This is a genomic window from Nocardia sp. CDC160 (genome assembly GCF_035818795.1).
Taxonomy (GTDB): Bacteria; Actinomycetota; Actinomycetes; order Mycobacteriales; family Mycobacteriaceae; genus Nocardia.
The window spans coordinates 21,059-39,353 of record NZ_JAYKYT010000004.1 but is presented as its reverse complement, the minus strand read 5'-3'; the positions used below and the strand labels follow the sequence as shown (position 1 = coordinate 39,353).

At 67.0% G+C, this 18,295-nt stretch carries 19 protein-coding genes; 9 read left to right on the top strand and 10 right to left on the bottom strand.

Annotated features, from left to right (window positions below; translation table 11 throughout):
* Positions 1-73: 73 nt before the first annotated feature.
* Positions 74-1,600, top strand: a complete 1,527-nt coding sequence (locus VMT40_RS21445) for an aminotransferase class I/II-fold pyridoxal phosphate-dependent enzyme (RefSeq protein ID WP_326360333.1) — start codon at positions 74-76, stop codon at positions 1,598-1,600.
* On the opposite strand, the gene VMT40_RS21440 is transcribed toward VMT40_RS21445, so the two are convergent.
* Positions 1,576-2,220: a TetR/AcrR family transcriptional regulator gene (locus VMT40_RS21440; RefSeq protein ID WP_326360332.1), complete on the bottom strand. Its 645-nt coding sequence runs from the start codon at positions 2,218-2,220 to the stop codon at positions 1,576-1,578. The two genes, VMT40_RS21445 and VMT40_RS21440, sit on opposite strands and share 25 nt — an antisense overlap.
* Before the next feature lie 74 nt (positions 2,221-2,294).
* Here VMT40_RS21440 and VMT40_RS21435 point away from each other — a divergent pair, with 74 nt between their 5' ends.
* From VMT40_RS21435 to VMT40_RS21425, 3 genes are all read left to right on the top strand, one after another.
* Positions 2,295-2,834, top strand: coding sequence for a dihydrofolate reductase family protein (locus tag VMT40_RS21435; protein WP_326360330.1), 540 nt, complete (start codon positions 2,295-2,297; stop codon positions 2,832-2,834).
* 136 nt (positions 2,835-2,970) lie between these two features.
* Positions 2,971-3,381: a hypothetical protein gene (locus VMT40_RS21430; RefSeq protein ID WP_326360329.1), complete on the top strand. Its 411-nt coding sequence runs from the start codon at positions 2,971-2,973 to the stop codon at positions 3,379-3,381.
* A 110-nt stretch (positions 3,382-3,491) separates the two neighbouring features.
* Positions 3,492-3,695 carry a hypothetical protein gene (locus tag VMT40_RS21425; RefSeq protein WP_326360327.1) on the top strand — a complete coding sequence of 68 codons (204 nt, stop codon included), beginning with the start codon at positions 3,492-3,494 and terminating at the stop codon, positions 3,693-3,695.
* A 69-nt stretch (positions 3,696-3,764) separates the two neighbouring features.
* On the opposite strand, the gene arc is transcribed toward VMT40_RS21425, so the two are convergent.
* A complete protein-coding gene (arc, locus tag VMT40_RS21420) occupies positions 3,765-5,525 on the bottom strand; it encodes a proteasome ATPase (RefSeq protein ID WP_326360326.1) in 1,761 nt (586 codons plus the stop codon).
* Positions 5,526-5,767: 242 nt separating this feature from the next.
* On the opposite strand from arc, the gene VMT40_RS21415 reads away from it, so the two are divergent.
* Both VMT40_RS21415 and VMT40_RS21410 read left to right on the top strand, forming a co-directional pair.
* Positions 5,768-6,214 carry a hypothetical protein gene (locus tag VMT40_RS21415; RefSeq protein WP_326360325.1) on the top strand — a complete coding sequence of 149 codons (447 nt, stop codon included), beginning with the start codon at positions 5,768-5,770 and terminating at the stop codon, positions 6,212-6,214.
* A 43-nt stretch (positions 6,215-6,257) separates the two neighbouring features.
* Positions 6,258-6,683, top strand: coding sequence for a hypothetical protein (locus VMT40_RS21410; RefSeq protein ID WP_326360323.1), 426 nt, complete (start codon positions 6,258-6,260; stop codon positions 6,681-6,683).
* An 89-nt stretch (positions 6,684-6,772) separates the two neighbouring features.
* Here VMT40_RS21410 and VMT40_RS21405 read toward each other — a convergent pair whose 3' ends face one another.
* The gene (locus tag VMT40_RS21405; RefSeq protein ID WP_326360322.1) at positions 6,773-7,606 is read right to left on the bottom strand and encodes a tRNA (adenine-N1)-methyltransferase; all 834 of its coding nucleotides are present in this window, start codon (positions 7,604-7,606) and stop codon (positions 6,773-6,775) included.
* Between the two features lie 111 nt (positions 7,607-7,717).
* On the opposite strand from VMT40_RS21405, the gene VMT40_RS21400 reads away from it, so the two are divergent.
* Positions 7,718-8,590 carry a RecB family exonuclease gene (locus VMT40_RS21400; protein ID WP_326360321.1) on the top strand — a complete coding sequence of 291 codons (873 nt, stop codon included), beginning with the start codon at positions 7,718-7,720 and terminating at the stop codon, positions 8,588-8,590.
* On the opposite strand, the gene hisG is transcribed toward VMT40_RS21400, so the two are convergent.
* The 6 genes from hisG to VMT40_RS21370 form a co-directional block, all read right to left on the bottom strand.
* On the bottom strand, positions 8,587-9,438 hold the full coding sequence (gene hisG / locus VMT40_RS21395) for an ATP phosphoribosyltransferase (RefSeq protein WP_326360320.1): 852 nt from the start codon (positions 9,436-9,438) through the stop codon (positions 8,587-8,589). The two genes, VMT40_RS21400 and hisG, sit on opposite strands and share 4 nt — an antisense overlap.
* Before the next feature lie 92 nt (positions 9,439-9,530).
* Positions 9,531-9,794: a phosphoribosyl-ATP diphosphatase gene (locus VMT40_RS21390; protein WP_033085388.1), complete on the bottom strand. Its 264-nt coding sequence runs from the start codon at positions 9,792-9,794 to the stop codon at positions 9,531-9,533.
* Between the two features lie 43 nt (positions 9,795-9,837).
* Complete coding sequence (locus VMT40_RS21385) at positions 9,838-11,640, bottom strand: choline/carnitine O-acyltransferase (RefSeq protein ID WP_326360318.1); 1,803 nt, start codon at positions 11,638-11,640, stop codon at positions 9,838-9,840.
* 172 nt (positions 11,641-11,812) lie between these two features.
* Positions 11,813-13,195, bottom strand: a complete 1,383-nt coding sequence (locus VMT40_RS21380) for an NAD(P)/FAD-dependent oxidoreductase (RefSeq protein WP_326360317.1) — start codon at positions 13,193-13,195, stop codon at positions 11,813-11,815.
* A gap of 52 nt (positions 13,196-13,247) precedes the next feature.
* Positions 13,248-14,054 carry a class I SAM-dependent methyltransferase gene (locus VMT40_RS21375; protein WP_326360315.1) on the bottom strand — a complete coding sequence of 269 codons (807 nt, stop codon included), beginning with the start codon at positions 14,052-14,054 and terminating at the stop codon, positions 13,248-13,250.
* 14 nt (positions 14,055-14,068) lie between these two features.
* A complete protein-coding gene (locus VMT40_RS21370; protein ID WP_326360314.1) occupies positions 14,069-14,962 on the bottom strand; it encodes a HalD/BesD family halogenase in 894 nt (297 codons plus the stop codon).
* A 352-nt stretch (positions 14,963-15,314) separates the two neighbouring features.
* On the opposite strand from VMT40_RS21370, the gene VMT40_RS21365 reads away from it, so the two are divergent.
* A complete protein-coding gene (locus VMT40_RS21365; RefSeq protein WP_326360313.1) occupies positions 15,315-16,088 on the top strand; it encodes a toprim domain-containing protein in 774 nt (257 codons plus the stop codon).
* 1 nt (position 16,089) lies between these two features.
* Here VMT40_RS21365 and VMT40_RS21360 read toward each other — a convergent pair whose 3' ends face one another.
* Positions 16,090-17,049 carry a helix-turn-helix transcriptional regulator gene (locus VMT40_RS21360; protein ID WP_326360312.1) on the bottom strand — a complete coding sequence of 320 codons (960 nt, stop codon included), beginning with the start codon at positions 17,047-17,049 and terminating at the stop codon, positions 16,090-16,092.
* A 118-nt stretch (positions 17,050-17,167) separates the two neighbouring features.
* On the opposite strand from VMT40_RS21360, the gene VMT40_RS21355 reads away from it, so the two are divergent.
* The gene (locus VMT40_RS21355) at positions 17,168-18,292 is read left to right on the top strand and encodes an epoxide hydrolase family protein (RefSeq protein ID WP_326360310.1); all 1,125 of its coding nucleotides are present in this window, start codon (positions 17,168-17,170) and stop codon (positions 18,290-18,292) included.
* Positions 18,293-18,295 lie beyond the last annotated feature (3 nt).

Genomic DNA, 18,295 nt, shown 5'->3' with positions numbered 1-18,295 from the left:
AAACGATTTCGTGACCGTAAATCCTCCGACCCGGATCTGACGAACCCTCCGACCAGGCACGCAGAATCGCACTGTGACAACCGAACTCGGACCACCCCACGCGGCCGGGGACGATGCCATCTCCAACGACACCGCCGACCCGACCGACACCACGGCCCCGGCGCATCCCGCCGTCGCCGTGCACCACACCGCCGCCAACGATGCCGCGGCCGCCTTGGCGAGGGCCGTGCACGACCGCACCGCCACCGGCATCGCCGCGGTGATCAGCCACCGGATTCGCTCGGGCGCGCTCCCGCCGGGTACCCGCCTGCCGACGGTCCGCGAGGTGGCGCGGGAGTTGCGGGTCTCCCCCGCCACCGTCAATCAGGCGTGGCGCGCGCTGGCCGCGGCCGGGGCCATTGTGGCCCGGGGTCGAGCGGGCACGTTTGTCGAGGACCTGCCGCACCTGTGGACCACACCCTCCGTCGGCCGCTATCAGCGGCTGCATCCGCAGTCCGACAACGCTTTTCGCATCGATCTTTCGCGCGGCACCCCCGATCCGGCGCTGCTGCCCGATCTGACCTCGGCCCTGCGCGCGCTCGGCGGCGAAAGCCGCGACGATCTCTCGGCCACCTATCTCGGCGAGGCCGTCCTGCCCGAACTGGAGGCCGCCGTGCGCGCCGACTGGCCCGCGCGCGCCGAGCGATTCACCGTGCTCGACGGCGCGCTCGACGCCGTCGACCGGCTGCTCGCCGCCCATGTCCGCCTCGGCGATGCCGTGATCGTCGAAAACCCGTGTTTCCCACCCTTTTTGGACATGCTCGCCCGCCTGGCCGCCCGCCCCGTGCCGGTGGAGGTGGACCGGTCCGGCATGCTCGCCGACCGCCTGTCCGCCGCGCTGGCCGCCCACGCCCCCGTCGCGGTGCTGCTGCAACCTCGGGCGCAGAATCCGACCGGGGCCTCGCTCACGGCCCAACGCGTCCGCCAACTCGCCGACGTCCTGGCCGACGCGGCCGTGGTCGCCGGTGCCGCACCCCTGATCATCGAGGATGATCACAGCGCGGGCATCACCCATGCCCCGCTGCGTTCCCTGGCCACCCGCCTACCCGCCCGCACGGTCCACATCCGCTCGTACTCCAAATCTCATGGTGCCGACCTGCGACTCGCGGCCGTGGGCGGCCCCGCCGCCTACCTCGACCCGCTCCTCGAACGCCGCATGCTGGGCCCCGGCTGGTCCTCTCGCCTGCTTCAACGCGTCCTGCTCCACATGCTCACCGACGACGCCGCCCGGGCCACCGTCACCACCGCCCGCACCATCTACCGCGCCCGCGCCGAGTCGCTCCGAAAGTCCCTGTCCCGCCACGATATTCATCTCCCCACCGGCGACGGCATCAACCTCTGGTTCCCCGTCGCCGACGAGAACGCCGCCCTCATCTCCCTCGCCGCCGCGGGCATCAAGGCCGCCCCCGGTGGCCCCTTCGAGGTCACCGATCACCCCCACACCGACCACCTCCGCCTCACCGTCGCCGCCCTCCGCGACGCCGAAATCCCCGAGGTCGCACACCATCTCGCCACGGCCGCCGAGGCGAGACCGACCTACCGCCGTGCCCGTCGCCCCTGAGGCCGGTACGCGGCGAGAAAGACCTCGACCCCAGAATCGGCGTATCGGTCGAGTTCCGCGGCGCTGAACTCGGTGTCGTCACCGCAGAACATGACCTTGTTGACCGGGATCGAAACCACCAGCCACGTAAAGTGATTCGCCGCCAGGTCCGGGTCGTCGACGTTCAGTAGGCCGCGCTCGGTCAGCTGTGCGAAACAGGAGGCGAGCATGGCGTGCACGCGTTCGGGCCCCGCGTCGAAATAGGCGCGGCCCAGGTGCGGGAAACGTCCGGCCTCGGCGATGACCAATCGCCGGACGCGCAGTTGCGCGGTTCTGGTGAGCAGGTAGACGAATCGGTGGGCGACATCGCGCAGCGTCGACTCCACATCGTCGGTGGCGGCGAGTTCACCGATGGCCTCGCGAAAGATCTTGTCGATCCCCTCGAGCCGATCCAGCACAATGTGTTCGAACAGCTTGTCCTTGCTGCCGAACCGCTTATAGATCGTCTGCTTCGAAGACCCTGCGACAGCGGCGATCTCGTCCGTCTTCGCGCCGACGTACCCGTCGCGCAGGAACACCTCCATCGCGGCTTCCATAATGCGCTGACGCGCCTGCTCGGCCGCACTGCTCTCGATTGACACGCTCCAGAGTGTACCGTACTGTTCAGTTCACCACAGAACTGTACTGTACGGTTCACGCCTGATGGAGAAATCCCATGCGCAAAATCATTTCCAGCCTTTTCGTTTCCGCCGACGGCGTCGCCGAAGCACCCGACACCTGGCACTTCCCCTACTTCAACGACGAAATGGGCGCCGCCATCGGCGCAGCCATGGCCACCTCCGACGCCATGCTCCTCGGCCGAGTGCAATACGAGGAATTCGCCGCCCACTGGCCCACCAGCGACGACGAGTTCGCCGCATTCATGAACAACCAGAAGAAGTACGTAGTCACCACCACCCTGACCGAAGCCACCTGGAACAACACCGAAATCATCACCGGCGACATCCCGACGGAACTGAAAGCCCTCAAAGCCTCCGAGGGAGGCGACATCGCCATCACCGGCAGCCTCACCCTCGTCCAGTCCCTCCTCCGCGCCAACCTCCTCGACCAACTCCAACTCTTCGTCCACCCCGTCATCCTCGGCAAGGGCGCCCGCTGGTTCGACAACCTCGACAACCCCATCGACCTGAAGCTCACCTCAGCCGAAACCTTCACCACCGGCGTGATCAACCAGATCTACACCCCCGCCAAATAACAACCGACCCAACCAAACTCACGGTGATGGCGATGTGATCACCATCACCGATACCACAGAGTCGGTTACAGTCGCCCGGGGCCAAGCGATTGGCTCATCGATGCGATACATCAATCGACGTTGTTTGGAGGGATATGTGAATACGCTCGCCCGACGCACTACCCGATTCGCACTCGCCGCGGCCGCCGTCGGCACCGCTTTCACTCTCGGCACCGGAACCGCCGCGGCCGACGATTGGCCGGTTCAGTCGCCGAGTAGCCCGATCTACGTCCACGACGCGACCGGTTTCCTCACGCCCTCCGACCTGGACTACTGGAACCCCTTCGTCAACCAGCCTCGCCTGACCTCGCCCTACGGCAACTCCACCCGGGTCGTCTGCGCGGGATTCCACGGTGTCGACACCGATTGCTGGCAGGCCGACGCCGACGGCAACCCCCACAAGCTCAAGCGCCTGCAGGCCAACTTCCCCAACATCACCGGCTCCAGCGCCCCGGGCGGCGGCGTCAGCCACTGGGTCTACCCCGGCTTCATCCCCGGAATCAGCTGACCGACGCACCCGTTGCTTTCTATCACCTTGGCGCTCTACGGTTTTCGAGAGTCCATGACTCGACGCACGAGATCGACAAGTACGAAACTCGATGTGAAAGCAGGGTGGGAATGAACATCAGAACGAGCTTTGCGGCAGCGCTCATCGCCGTTGCCGCACCGATCTCCCTCGGCGCTGTAACCGCACATGCGGACATCTCCGACGATCTGAACCAGGTTCAGCAGCAACAGCAACAACAGATCGACCAGTCCAAACAGGCACAGGATCAGGCAACGCAAACTGATCAGGGCATCGCTGGCGGGTTCACCCGCTAGGGCAACAGCACTGGCGACAAGCAAGGGGCTCGCATCCGAAAGGATGCGAGCCCCTTGTAGTTTCCCGGCCTACAGGTACTGGCCGGTGTTGGACTCGGTGTCGATGGCGCGGCTGGCGCTGGCGTTCTTGCCCGTCACCAAGGTGCGGATGTAGACGATGCGTTCGCCCTTCTTGCCGGAGATGCGGGCCCAGTCATCGGGATTCGTGGTGTTGGGGAGGTCTTCGTTTTCGGAGAACTCGTCAACGATGGAATCGTAGAGATGCTGGATACTCAGGCCCGGGTTGCCGGTTTCGAGGACGGACTTGATGGCGTACTTCTTGGCCCGGTCCACGATGTTCTGGATCATGGCGCCGGAGTTGAAGTCCTTGAAGTACAGGACTTCCTTGTCACCGTTGGCGTAGGTGACCTCCAGGAAGCGGTTGTCCTCGCTCTCGGCGTACATGCGGTCCACCACGCGTTCGATGGTGGCCTGCACGCACTTGCTGCGATCGCCGTCGAACTCCTCCAGATCCTCCGAGCGCAGGGGCAGCGTCTCCGTGAGGTACTTGGAGAAGATGTCCATCGCCGCTTCGGCATCCGGGCGTTCGATCTTGATCTTCACGTCCAGGCGGCCGGGCCGCAGGATCGCGGGGTCGATCATGTCCTCGCGGTTGGAGGCACCGATCACGATCACGTTCTCGAGGCCCTCGACGCCGTCGATCTCCGAGAGCAGCTGCGGCACAACGGTGGTCTCCACATCGGAGGAGACACCCGAACCGCGGGTGCGGAAGATCGAGTCCATCTCGTCGAAGAACACGATCACGGGAGTGCCCTCGGACGCCTTCTCGCGAGCCCGCTGGAAGATGATCCGAATGTGGCGCTCGGTCTCGCCCACGAACTTGTTGAGCAGCTCGGGACCCTTGATGTTGAGGAAGAAGGACTTGGCCTCCTTGGCATCCTCACCGCGCGCCTCGGCGATCTTCTTCGCGAGGGAATTCGCGACGGCCTTGGCGATCAGCGTCTTACCGCAACCGGGCGGGCCGTAGAGCAGCACGCCCTTGGGCGGCCGCAGCGCGTACTCGCGGAACAGATCCTTGTGCAGGAACGGCAATTCGACCGCGTCGCGGATCTGCTCGATCTGGCGCGAGAGGCCGCCGATGTCCTCGTAGTTGACGTCGGGCACCTCTTCTAGGACCAGATCCTCGACCTCGGCCTTGGGAATCCGCTCGAAGGCGAATCCGGCCTTGGTGTCGACCAGCAGCGAATCACCCGGCCGCAGTTTGCGAATCGGGCGATCCGGATCCTCCAGATCGTCCACGTCGACCAGCGCGGCCAGCGGTCCGGACAACCAGACCACCCGCTCCTCGTCGGCATGCCCGACGACCAGGGCGCGACGCCCGTCGTCGAGAATCTCACGCAGCGTGCCGATCTCGCCGATGGCATCGAAGCTGCCCGCCTCGACCACGGTCAACGCCTCGTTGAGGCGCACGGTTTGACCGTAAGTCAGGGTGGTGGTGTCGATATTCGGCGAACACGTCAGCCGCATCTTGCGCCCCGAAGTGAACACATCGACCGTCTGATCGTCATACACGCCGATGAGGACGCCGTAGCCCGAAGGTGGCTGGCCGAGGCGATCCACTTCCTCACGGAGAGCGACCAGTTGCTGGCGCGCTTCCTTCAAGGTGTCCATCAGTTTGGTGTTGCGAATCGTCAGCGAATCGATGCGCGCTTCCAATTCCCGTGTGCGATCCGGCGTGTCGGCGAGTTGCCTCCGGAGTGCAGCGGCCTCGGCACGTACCGCCTCGAGTTCCCTCCAGGCTGCCGAATCCGAATGTTCGATGGGGCTCATGATGCTGCTCCTCCCAGTCCCGGTCTATCAACGCTACCGGGCTCTAACCGTTCCCGCTTTCCGACATGGTTTCGTCGTGATCACATCTAGGCTGCGGCCGACCTGCCGAGCAGGCATGTTAGCCTGCCCTAACCTGTTTCCGGTGAGTTAACACCGGACCGAGCCGAAAGGTGCCGTTGATGCTCCTTCCCACCAGTCGTACCCCTGGTATGCGCAACGTCACGCGGACGCTACATGTTTCCGTGGCTACCGTCGCGGCCCTCGCCGCCGTTACGGCAACTCTGACCGGCTGCAGCTCGGACGACAAGGGTTCTTCGTCCTCCAAAACCACATCATCGACGGCCGCCGCCGCGCCCGCGCCGACCGCGGAGACACTGCAGGGCATCCTCACGGCCTTCGCCGACCCGGCCAAACCGGCTGCCGACAAGGCCAAGTTAGTCGTCGATGGGGACAAGCGTCTCGGAAATATCGACACCATGAACCAGGGTCTGGCGCATTACCAGGTCGGGTTCACCGTCGGCGAAATCAAACAGGACGGCACCAAGGCCGACGCGAAAGTGTCGGTGACCTCGCCACACGGCACCATGCCGGACGTTCCGATGGCCTTCGCCTACAGCGACGGCGCGTGGAAGCTGTCCGACGCCGGGGCGTGCACCATCCTCGGCATGGCCCGCGCGGCCTGCCAGTAACAACCGCTCGATTCACGAAAGTTCACGAAAGGCACGTTCGTTCATGCTCGCTCGCTCGATTCGTCTGTCTCTGGCCGTCGCCACGGCCGCCGTCGCGCTCACCGCGGGCGCGGGTCTCGCGGGAGCCGACACCCCCGCGCCCTCGGCCGAGGAACTGCAGTCGACCCTGACCCGCTTCACCGACCCGTCGGTTCCCGCTGCGGACAAGGCGAACCTCATGGTCAATGGCGGCGCGCGCATCGCCAACCTGGACAAGATGAACCAGGGCCTGGCCAACTACGGCACCATCGGCTGGACCGTCTCGGGCGTTGCGGCCAACGGCGACAACGCCGATGCCTCGGTCGCCATCTCCTCCCCGCACGGCACCATGCCGGGCGTGCCCATGACCTGGCAGCACACCGACGCGGGCTGGCAGCTGTCCGAAAGCACCGCCTGCACCATCCTGGCGATGGGCAAGGCGCCCTGCTGAGCGGGGAAAACCGCCCGCGCGCAAGCTGATACGCGAGAACCCCCGTCGAGCTTCGGCGGGGGTTCTCGCGTCGAGAGATATGTTTCGCGTCAGCCCTTGGACGGACGCCGCTGCGGCTTGGGGGCGGTGACGCCGTCGGCGAGGCGGCGCGCCTTCACCAGGAACGCGGTGTGGCCCTGCATGCGATGCTCGGGGCGCACCGCCAGGCCGACCACGTGCCAGGGCCGGACCATGGATTCCCAGGCGGTCGGCTCGGTCCAACAGCCTTGGCGGCGCAGGGCTTCCACCACTTCGGAGAGCTGGGTGGTGGTGGCCACGTAGGCGAGGAAGACGCCGCCGGGGATGAGGACCTTGGAAACCGTCTCTAGGGCGTCCCAGGGCTTGAGCATGTCCAGGATCACCCGGTCGACCTGCTCGCCGGAGTAGTCGGCGACATCGCCGAGGGTGAGTTCCCAATTGGCGGGGCGTTCGCCGAAGAAGCGCTCGACATTCTTGACCGCGTGCTCGGCGTGGTCCTCGCGGATCTCCCAGGAGATGACCTTGCCCTCGGGTCCGACCGCGCGCAGCAGCGAACAGGTCAGCGCGCCCGAACCCGCGCCCGCCTCGAGCACCTTCGCGCCGGGGAACATGTCGCCCTCGTGCACGATCTGGGCGGCGTCCTTCGGGTAGATGACCGCCGCGCCGCGCGGCATGGACAGCACGTAGTCGGTGAGCAGGGGACGAAGTGCCAGGTAGGGGGTGCCCTTGGCGGAGGTGACCACGCAGCCCTCGTCGGCGCCGATGAGGTCGTCGTGCTTGATGTGCCCGGCGTGGGTGTGGAACTCCTTGCCCTCCTCCAGGATCACCGTGAACTTGCGCCCCTTGGCGTCGGTCAGCTGTACCCGGTCACCGATCTCGAAAGGACCGGTCCGTCTGGCCGTCATGCTTCTCCGTTCTGCGTGGTTGTCGCGAATTCGCGTCGTCGTGCGTTGCCGCGATTTTGCTGCGGCTCGATCGCACGCACCTTGTCGGTGCCTGCGTTTAGCCTGCCAGGTATGTCGGTTGACGTGATCGGTACCCCGGAGACAGAGCGCTTCGCCCCGCGGGGCCCCGCGCTGTCTCCTTCGCGGGCAATCGATTTCAAGCAGTGTCCATTGAAGTACCGGCTGCGCGTCATCGATCAGATTCCGGAGCCGCCCTCGCTGGCCGCCGTGCGCGGCACCGTGGTGCACGCCGTGCTGGAGGCCCTGTTCGGCCTGCCCGCCGCCGAACGCGATGTCGAGGCGGCCCTCGCGCTCATCGAGCCCGCCTGGGCCGGTGTGCGTGACTCCCGGCCCGAGGTGGCGGGCCTGGTCCCCGCCGAGGAGCTCGACGGCTTCCTCGCCGAGGTCCGCAAGCTGGTCGGCGTCTACTTCCGGCTCGAGGACCCGACCGGGTTCGATCCCGAATCCTGCGAGACCTTCATCGAGGCCGAGCTGCCCGACGGCACGCCCCTGCGCGGGATCGTGGACCGGCTGGACCGCTCGGCCGCGGGCGAGCTCACCGTCATCGACTACAAGACCGGTCGCGCCCCGGGCCTGGCCTACGAGACCAGGGCGCTGTTCCAGCTGAAGTTCTACGCGCTGGTCCTGCTCCGCACCCAGGGCCGGGCACCGGCCGAACTGCGGCTGATGTACCTGGCCGACGGTGTCACCCTCACCTACCGACCCGACCCCGAGGAGCTGTTCCGTTTCGAGCGGATCCTCTCCGCGCTCTGGGCGGCGATCGTGACCGCCGCCGAGACCGGGGAGTTCCCGCCGAGTCCGGGGTGGATGTGCCAGTACTGCGATTTCAAGCGACTATGCCCGGAATTCGGCGGCACCCCACCGCCTTTCCCGTCCGGTGAGGACGAGCCCCGTCCGGAGCCCGCCCTGCTACCGGAGGACTAGAAGGCGCGGCAGGAGCGGATGTCAGTGGCGAGGATGGCCTTGGCACCGAGGTCCGCGAGCTGATCCATGAGTTCGTTGCCGTTCTTGCGCGGCACCAGCGCGCGCACGGCGACCCACTCGGGATCGGTGAGCGGCGACACCGTCGGCGACTCCAGACCCGGGGTGATCTTCACGGCCTCCTCGAGCAGCGCCTTGGGGCAGTCGTAGTCCAGCATCAGGTACTGCTGGGCGAACACCACGCCCTGAATGCGCGCCACCAGCTGGTTGCGGGCCTTGTCGTGCTGATCCGCGCCCTTGGCCTCGATCAGCACACCCTCCGACGCGCACAGCGAGTCACCGAAGGCGACCAGATTGTGCTGGCGCAGGGTGCGCCCGGACCCGACCACATCGGCGATGGCGTCGGCGACACCGAGCTGGATGGAGATCTCGACCGCGCCGTCGAGGCGGATGACCTCGGCTTCGATGCCGCGCGCGGCCAGGTCCCGCAGCACCAGGTTCGGGTAGGAGGTGGCGATGCGCTTGTCGTAGAGGTCCTCGACCTTCCAGTCGCGCCCGGCGGGGGCGGCGTAGCGGAAGGTGGAGCGGCCGAAGCCGAGCGCGAGCCGTTCCTGCACGGGCGCACCGGAATCCAGCGCCAAGTCGCGGCCGGTGATGCCGAGGTCGAGCTCGCCGGAGCCGACGTAGATGGCGATGTCCTTGGGCCGCAGGAAGTAGAACTCGACCTGGTTGGCAGGGTCGAGCACGCTCAGCTCACGCGAGTCGGTGCGCTTGCGGTAGCCCGCCTCGGAGAGGATGCCGACGGCGGATTCGGAGAGTGCGCCCTTGTTGGGGACGGCGACGCGAAGCATGGGAGGTCCTTTCGGAACGGAGGGAAGACTGTGACGACAGGGGGACGATCCGACGGCGGCCGCGCTCACGGGGAGCGCGGCGCACCGGCGCGTCACAGATGTCGGTACACGTCCTCGAGCCGCAGGCCGCGGCCCACCATCAGCACCTGCACCCAGTAGAGCAGCTGCGAGATCTCCTCGGACAGTTCCTCATCGCTCTGGTACTCGGCGGCGATCCAGACCTCACCCGCCTCCTCGAGCACCTTCTTGCCCTGCGCATGCACGCCAGCGTCCAGGGCGGCGACGGTGCCCGACCCCTCGGGGCGGTTGGCGGCACGATCCTGCAGCTCGGCGAACAGGGCTTCGAAAGATTTCACGGGGAGTGATTCTCTCAGACGGGCGCACACTCCCCGCAATCGGTTATACGGTGAGCAGTTCGGTCAGTTCGGCCACCGCCCCGCGCAGCTGTTCGGCGAACTCGTGCATGGCCGGGGCGACGTGCTTGGGTGTGGCCAGGTAGAGGTTCCAGCGGTCGGGCAACAGCACGTAGGCGATGCCGATGCACTTGGGGCTGGTGGAGCCGAAACCGAAGAACCGGATGTTCACCGACGGCGCGGAGCTGGTGCTCAGGTAGTCGTCGCGGGTGATGATCCAGCCGGGGCTGTCATAGAAGGCCATGGGCGCGGTCGCCCCCAGCTGCGCGCCGCGGCGACGCTGGATCCACTGCAGCTCCCACAGATGCTGCTCGGGTGCCTCACCGCGCTGGCATTCCTGGGCGCGGCGCACGTGCGCCTCGGCGGCGGTGCGGGCGGCCACCAGTTTGCGATCGCGGTCGACCGCCGGATCCTCCATGGCCGCAACGAATTCCAGCATTTCCGGGGTGATCACGCGCATGGCCTCGGTGCGGCCATTGCGGAACTGGCGGGTGGCGATGGATTCGTAGGTCGCGCCATTGAGGCCCTTGCTGCGCTTGTGCGCGAGCTGATAGCTCAGCTGCGCCAGGGCGTCCGGGGAGATGCCCAGGCTCTTGGCCCGCTGGGTGCCGAAGTCGAACGACACCGTGGTGGTGGCGTTGTCGGCGGCGTACTGCGCGAAAGAGGCCGCGGCGGAGGCGATCTCGGTCTTGGCCTCCGGACCGAGCACGAATTCGATGGGCTCGGTGGCCGGCAGGCCCTGCGGTTGCGCCCCGGACTGCTCGGCGTGCGCGGTCACCGGCGCTTCGAGCAGGGTGTCGACGAAGGACAGGATGGTGGTGCCGTCGAGCCCGCAGTGCTCGACATTGATGCCCGCCTCGCCGTCGGCGAAGACGATGAACGACACCGACTTGTCGAACCAGCGATTGCCGCTGTCGCCGTGCAGCAGCTGATCGCAGGCGTGCAGGGTGTCGCGAGGGGCGAAGTCCTCCAGACAGATACAGAACAGCGCCGTCTCGATGGTGTCGAAGGCCGCGGCATTGGTGGGCCGCAGCGCCGCGTACACCGGGGCCCAGTCGGCGCGGGCCAGGGTGGTCAGATGCCCGGGCGCGGCATTGGTGGCCGCGCGGCGCGCGCCCGCCTTCATGACGGCGCGCAGCCCGGCGACGAGATCCTCGGGCGTGTACGGCGCACCGCCCGCCCCGATAACGTCCATCCGGAACATGTTGCCGCGGTAGAAGACAACGATGTGCCGCGCCTCCGAATGTCCCGGCCATTCCTCGCTGTAGGGCACCCGCACGGTGTCCTGCGGCGTGTTCGGGATGCGGGTCTCGGAGAACAGGAACTTGTTCTGCGCCATATTGAGTCGGATCCCGCGCTGGGTGGCGGGCGGGATTTCTTCCTTGTCCAGGCGCAGCTTGTAGTTGACCGCGGCCGAGATCAGCGCGGCGGCCCGTTCGCTCTGGTCGGCGCTGGTCGAGGCGGCCAGCACGGTGTCGTCGCGGAAGAGGAAGAAGAAGTTGGCGTTCAACGCGATTCGGTCCCGGCGGCCCAGATACCGCGAGGGCCAGAACTCGTCGAGCCAGCTACCGACGCCGGGGGTGCGGTCGTAGCGTTCCAGGTCGGCCTGCAGGGTGCGGGCGGGGCTGTCGGGGCGCAGCAGGTCCTCCACGGCGGCCGCGGTGGCGGCGTACTGGTCGGAGGTCAGCAGCGGCGCGCACCAGTGCAGGAATCGGGTGCAGCTTTCCTCCAGCGTGGGCAGCGGGACGCGGGGCAGCTGCTCGTCGTATGCGAAGGTGCTGTCGCTCAAGGGGTGTCCTCGGTGTCGATGGGTCAGGGGTGGCCTGGCTTTGCACACGGGCGACCGCCCCCCGAGCGGTCACCGCCCCCATTCTTGCCATCGAACCGGTCGGCGCGCCAGCGATTCGAGCGAATCCTGACACGCCGGGAACGGGAGCTGCTTTACTGCGCCACAACAGTTTTCATGCGAGCCAGGTGCCGGAGGATCCCGGCTCGCACAGGGTCTTCAAACGCACGTCCACCTCGTCGGGGCTGAGATAGCATCCGGTCTGCTCGAATCCGCCGATGGTGTGCACCGGGTAGTCGCCGTAGCCGATGCGCAGGAAGTCGTCGCCGCTGAGTCCGTGCACGGTCCAGTCGAAGGCGACCCGGGTGCGCGCCACGATCGTGCGCAGCGCGCCCAGGTGATAGCCGCGGGTCACGAATTGCGCTGGGATGCCCCGCAATCCGATTTTGAGCGGGCGGGCGAGGGCATCGCGGCCGCCGAGGTCGACCACCAGCCCCAGGTCCGTGTGCCGGTAGGGCTTCACCTCTCCCCCGCGCAGGGTGGCGAGCAGATTCTTGGCCATGTGCTTGCCCTGGCGCATGGCGTGCTGCGCGGTGGGCGGGCATACCTTGTCCGGGCCCGAGGCCAGATCGGGGACCGCGGCCGCGTCGCCGAGCGCCCACACCCCCTGCAATCCGGGCACGCTGAAATCAGGGTGGACGACAATGCGCCCGTGATCGGTGTCGGCCCCGAGGTGTCCGGCCAGCGGGCTGGGCGCGACCCCGGCCGTCCATAGCACCGTGCGCGTCGGAATGAATCGGCCATTGGTGAGCGTGACACCGCGCGCGGTGACCTCTTGCGCCGAGGCGCCCGAAATGAGTTCGATGCCGCGTTCGGCCAGAATCTTTTTCGCGTCGTGGCCCAGTCGCTCACCCAGCTCCGGCATGATCCGGTCGCCGTGGGTGACCAGATGCCAGCGCACCATGGTCGATTCGGCCTGCGGGAAGTAGCGGCGGGCGGCGGCCTGGCAGACCTTGTTGAGCACCGCGGTGGTCTCGGTGCCCGCGTAGCCCGCGCCGATGGTGACGAAATTGAGGCGCTCGCGGTCGATATCCTCCTCCCCGGTGACGGCGGCCACGTCGAGCTGGCGCAGCACGTGGTCGCGCAGGTACATGGCCTCCGACAGCGTCTTCATCCCGAATCCGTGCTCGCTCAGCCCGGGCACGTCCTGGATGCGGGTGATGCTGCCGGGGGCCAGGACCAGGTGATCGAATTCGTAGGCGCATTCCTCACCGGAGTGCCGCCGCACGATGACCTGCCTGGTCTTCGGATCGACGCCGACCGCCATGCTGGGAATCACCTCGGTGCGCCGCAGCACCCGCCGCAGCGACACCGAGACCGAGCGCGGATTGAGCGTGCCGGAGGCGACCTGCGGCAACAGCGGCAGATACAGCAGGCCCGCATCGGGCGTGATGAGTTGGACCGACGCCTCGTCGGGCTTGACGCGGCGTTCCAGATAGCGGGCGCACTCCACGCCCGCGAAACCACCGCCGACAATTACGATCTTCGCTGGTGCCACGACCTCACCGTAACAATTCGGCGCTGTTCGCAGGTGAATCCGGCATGTCTTTTCATTTTTTCGGACGGGAAATGTGGAGCTGCGCGTACAGCCAACCGTCCGATTCGTATTCGGTGGTGTCGATGCCCTTGTCCGCCAAGGCGTTCAGCACCCGGGCCTGCTCGTCCGCCGAGGCGAAACGCCGCTGACGGAACATTCCGGGCGCGCGTTCGGTGCGATAGCCCAGGGTGGCCAGGGCGGCGGCGATGGGATCGTAGGAGAACATGCGCAGCACGAAATGGGCCATCCACGGCAGTTTTCCGCCGTGCGCGTGCGCGACCCGTAAGAGTGTGCGCTCGGTGATGTAGCCGACGCAGCCGGTGGAGATGATCAGATCGGCCCCGGCCAGGGTGCGGCGCTGCGCCTCGGTGGGGTCGCCGGATTCCAGGTCGGCGTGCACGATGTCCTGGAGGAAGCCCGCGGCGCGCGCGTAGTCCAGGGCGGGCCGGGAGGCGTCCATACCGACGAATCGGACACCGGGCAGGCGGTCGTCGGAGGCCAGCAGCTCTCGATCGCGGTCGATGAGTTTCTCGGTGTCACCGGTGCTGCGATAGTGCTCGGCCAGTTCGGCCATGCCGGTGTCGAGGCGCAACAGTGCCGCGTTCACGCCGTAGGAGCAGCCGATATCCAGCACGGTGGGTGCGGCGATGCCGGTCGCGGTTCGATATTCCGCCAGCAGTCGCTGAAAATGAGGTTTCGCCAATTCCGGTATCTGATAATCCAATTCGGCCATCCGCGCGTAATACTCGCGCGGATCGTCGCGGTCGTAGATGTCGTCGAACGAGGCTTTCCCGGTGGAGCTGTGCAACGAAACCGGCACGCGCTGGTCCCCTCTCAGTCGAGCAGTGAGTCGCCGCGGACCTCGCCGACGGCCACATGATCCGGCGTCACCCGCCCGAACAGCTGCCGGGTCCGCTCGGCCGTGCCGATCAGTCCGGGCGTATCGCTGTAGGCGAAGATCGCCGAATGTCGTTGCACCGACCCACCCACGGGTGCGACCCGATGCAGCGAGAATCTCCCCTGAAACAGCTGCAGATCACCGGGTCGCAGCTCCAGCCGCTTGACGAAGCGCTCCCCTTCCCCGGTGAGCACGGCCTTCACGTCCGAAAAGTTCTCCGCCTCCCGAGACCGGATCCCCGGGCAATACTCGAACACCCCACCGCTTTCCGGTGCCTGGGTGAGCATGCTGACGGTGAACTCGTTGGTGTCGAAGTGCCAGGGATGCGAGTTGCCCGGCGCGACGACGTTGAGGCACAACCCCGCCAGCGGATCGGTGTACTCGTGGAGTTCCGCCAGCCCGAAGCAGTCGGCCACGAACCGCTGAAACCGCTCGTCCATGTACAGCCGGTGGATCAGCGCGTCGCGGGGAATGAGATCCCTTGCCACGAAGGCGTTTCCGCGCCGCAGCACGATGCGTCCCGGATGATCCTCGGGCAGTGGCGAATCCAGCGGAATGTTGTAGGCGTTGACGTCCTCGACCGTGTAGTACGCGTGCGGAGCCAGCGCCACGCCCTCACTTCGCAAGGTGGGCAACAACTCCGGTCGAATGAAGCCACGCAGGACGCAACACCCGTCCGCGGCGAGTTCGGCCCGGGCCGCCGCGACCGCGGCCTCCCACCCCGCGCTCCCCGGTGAGTTCAACGGATATCGCGCCCCATCCACCCCAGGCACCGACTGCCCGGTTCCATCCACATCCGACGCGTCCGCCCAACCCCCAACCGCAACCATGCCGCCCATTGTTGCCGCCACGCGCCGCGACACGCCCGGGTTCTTCCTCGAATTGTGAACACTCACTTTTCCTGCGAGCCGTGAGTTTCCGTGTGTCACACGGGCCGTTCGCGCATCCGTTCTTGCATCCGAATATGCACCGCCACAGGCGAATTCGCGCAGTTTGACAATTGCGTCAATGCGGGTACACCGGTAGTGAGAGGACCGGCGCATGAATGGTCAGGGGTCTTGGGAGACAATTACCCGGACATTGAATCGAGTGTCCGGGCCGGGGAAGCGCGGGGGTGAGTGGACCACCTACTTGTGTCCGGTACACGAGGCGGATGGGCGGCACCATCGACCCTCGCTAGGGGTGGTCTACAACCGCCAGCGGCAGCGGACCGTGGTGCGGTGTTTTGCCGGGTGCTCGGATGAGGATGTGTTGGAGCGGTTGGGGCTTCGGGTGCGGGATCTGTTCGATGGGCCGCCGGTGCCTCGCGGAGCGCTCACCCGGGAGACGAGTGAGCCCGGGTTGGCGGATCGGGCCATACTGGCTGCGGGACTGCCGCTTTCGGTGCACAAGCCGGATTTCGGGCCGCCGATCGGGAGGCCGCGGCGGGTTGCCGCGTACATCTACCGGTGGCCGGATGGCAGCGCGGCCGGATGTGTCTTCCGGGTGCAGACCCTGCATCGGCAAGGCTACGTGAAGAGCTTCTATCAGCAGCGGCGGACCGAGAACGGTTGGGAATACGGTGGATTCGCGCATGTGCCGTTCCATCTGCCGGAGGTGATCGACGCGGTGCGCGCTGGGCGTGACATTTTCGTGTGCGAGGGCGAGGCCGACGTACTGACCGCGACGCACGCGGGGCTGACGGCCACCTGCAATGCGGGTGGCGCGAACGGGTGGCACCGGGATCACGCCGAGTGGCTGCGCGGTGCGCGGCGGGTGTGGGTGGTGGCCGATCGGGACGCGCCGGGGTATCGGCACGCGGCCAAGGTGGCGGAGTCCCTGTGCGATGTCGTCGACGACCTGCGAATCGTGCAGGCGCGCGATGGCAAGGATCTCAGCGATCACTGCAATGCCGGGCATCAGATCTCGGAGTTGGATCCCGTGCCGGTGTTGGACGCGCACTACCGCGCGATGTGAGTCAGGGCGCACTGGCGACGGCGCGCTGGTAGCGGCCGATCAAAGTCCGTAGGGCCGTGACCAATTCCGGTGAGTCGACGATCTCGAAGTCGGCGTCGAGCAGGCCCAGGTACAGCGCGAGCATCTCGGCATGGTCGGAGCCGGGGGTGAACGCGCAGTGGTCGTCGCCGAGTTCTTCGACGTCGATGGGGATCGGGATGCGGGCGCGGACGTGAGCGGCGGGGGCGTGAACGATGACGCGGGCACGGAACCGCCACGTCGCCTCGCCGACTCCGCGTTCGATATACGAGGCGATCTCCCGATCGGGCGGCAGTGCGCGCGGCGTGAAGCGCGGACCGGTCGGAGTCCGCGGGTCCATGCGATCCACCCGGAACGTGCGCCAATCGCCGCGGTCGAGATCCCAGGCCAGCAGATACCAGCGCTGAGCGTGATTGACCAGACGATAGGGCTCGGCCGAGCGCCGCGCGGACGAACCCGCGTGGGTGCGGTAGTCGAACCGCAGTCGTTCATGGTCGCGGCAGGCAGCCGCGACGGCGGTCAGAATGTCCGGGCTGACGCGCGGTCCGCGCACGGGAACGGGTAGAGCATGCTGAAACGCGCTCACCCGATGCCGCAGCCGAGACGGCAGAATCTGCTGGAGTTTGGTCAGCGCCCGCAGCGAGGTCTCCTCGATGCCGAGCACGGAACCGCTTGCGGCGGTGCGCAATCCGACCGCGACCGCCACCGCCTCGTCATCGTCGAGCAGCAGCGGCGGCAGCGCCCCACCCGTCCCGAGGCGGTAGCCACCATCCACGCCGGGCCGGGCTTCCACCGGATAGCCGAGTTCCCGCAGCCGGTCCATGTCCTTGCGAATAGTGCGCGGGGTGACGTCGAGCCGGGCGGCGAGATCGGCCCCGGTCCAGTCGCGCCGCGATTGCAGCAGCGACAGCAGCCGCAGCAGGCGGGCGGAGGTTTCCAACATTCTTCGATCGTATTCGGGAATTGCGGAACGAACCGTTCCGCAATGGCTCCTACCTTTGCTATCAAGCGCAAGATGAAGAGCCTCGGGAGAGATTCTTCCTAGTGAACGGAATACCTTGATGAGCACCGAGATTCGCACTTTCCGCCTCGATGTCCCCCAGTCCGAGCTGGATTACCTGCACGACCGCCTGGCCCGTGCCCGCTGGGCCGCCCAGCTCCCCGGCACGGGCTGGGAGCGCGGCATCCCCGAGTCGAACCTGCGTGAGCTGGCCGACTACTGGCGCACCGAATTCGATTGGCGGGCACAGGAAGCCAAGCTCAATGCCTTCCCCCAGTTCACCACCGAGATCGACGGTCAGACCATTCACTTCCTGCACGTCCGCTCGCCGCGCCCGGACGCCCAGCCGCTGCTCATCACCCACGGCTTCCCCAGCTCCATCGCGGAGTTCCTGACCCTGATCCCCCTGCTCACCGATCCGGCCGAGGGCCAGGCCTTCCACGTGATCGCCCCCTCGCTCCCCGGCTACACCCTCTCGACCCCGCTCTCGGCCACCGGCTGGACCATGGCCCGCACCGCCCGAGCCTGGATCGAACTCATGGCCCGCCTCGGCTACGACCGCTACGGCGTGCACGGCGGCGATGTCGGCGGCGGGGTGTCCGGTCTGGTGGCGGCACTCGACGGGGAGCACGTGACCGGGGTCCACGTGGTCACCGACCCCATGACCGCCGCGAATGTCGCCACCTTCCTGCCCGGCATGGCCGACCGCCTCGACCCCAACGACCCCATCGACAAGGTCATCCTCGACCGCATGGATGCCTTCCGCCGCGAGGGCTCCGGCTACCTCGCCATCCAGAACTCTCGCCCCCAGACCATCGGCTACGGCCTGGTCGACTCCCCGCTGCTCCAATCGGCCTGGATCGCCGAGAAATTCGAGAGCTGGACCGATCTCCCCATCGACCGCGACCAACTCCTCACCACGGTCAGCCTGTACTGGTTCACCGCGTCGGGCGTCAGCGCCGCCCACACCCTCTACGAACAGTCCCACTCCACCGAATGGGGCGCACCCCCGGCCGTCCCCCAGGGCTTCGCCATCTTCGGCGCGGACGAAACCGTCCGCCGCGTCGTCCCGGCCCCCGCCGACGCCCACTGGACGGAATTCGAACGCGGCCTGCATTTCCCGGCCATGGAAGACCCCACCAACCTCGCCGCCGACCTGCGCACCTTCTTCACTCCCCTGCGCTGATCC

Excerpts from the sequence above, each read along its gene's own strand:
- VMT40_RS21435 (WP_326360330.1), top strand. The coding sequence starts at position 2,295 with ATGCGCAAAATCATTTCCAGCCTTTTCGTTTCCGCCGACGGCGTCGCC.
- VMT40_RS21425 (WP_326360327.1), top strand. The coding sequence starts at position 3,492 with ATGAACATCAGAACGAGCTTTGCGGCAGCGCTCATCGCCGTTGCCGCA.
- arc (WP_326360326.1), bottom strand. The coding sequence starts at position 5,525 with ATGAGCCCCATCGAACATTCGGATTCGGCAGCCTGGAGGGAACTCGAG.
- VMT40_RS21410 (WP_326360323.1), top strand. The coding sequence starts at position 6,258 with ATGCTCGCTCGCTCGATTCGTCTGTCTCTGGCCGTCGCCACGGCCGCC.
- VMT40_RS21405 (WP_326360322.1), bottom strand. The coding sequence starts at position 7,606 with ATGACGGCCAGACGGACCGGTCCTTTCGAGATCGGTGACCGGGTACAG.
- VMT40_RS21400 (WP_326360321.1), top strand. The coding sequence starts at position 7,718 with ATGTCGGTTGACGTGATCGGTACCCCGGAGACAGAGCGCTTCGCCCCG.
- hisG (WP_326360320.1), bottom strand. The coding sequence starts at position 9,438 with ATGCTTCGCGTCGCCGTCCCCAACAAGGGCGCACTCTCCGAATCCGCC.
- VMT40_RS21370 (WP_326360314.1), bottom strand. The coding sequence starts at position 14,962 with ATGGTTGCGGTTGGGGGTTGGGCGGACGCGTCGGATGTGGATGGAACC.
- VMT40_RS21360 (WP_326360312.1), bottom strand. The coding sequence starts at position 17,049 with ATGTTGGAAACCTCCGCCCGCCTGCTGCGGCTGCTGTCGCTGCTGCAA.
- VMT40_RS21355 (WP_326360310.1), top strand. The coding sequence starts at position 17,168 with ATGAGCACCGAGATTCGCACTTTCCGCCTCGATGTCCCCCAGTCCGAG.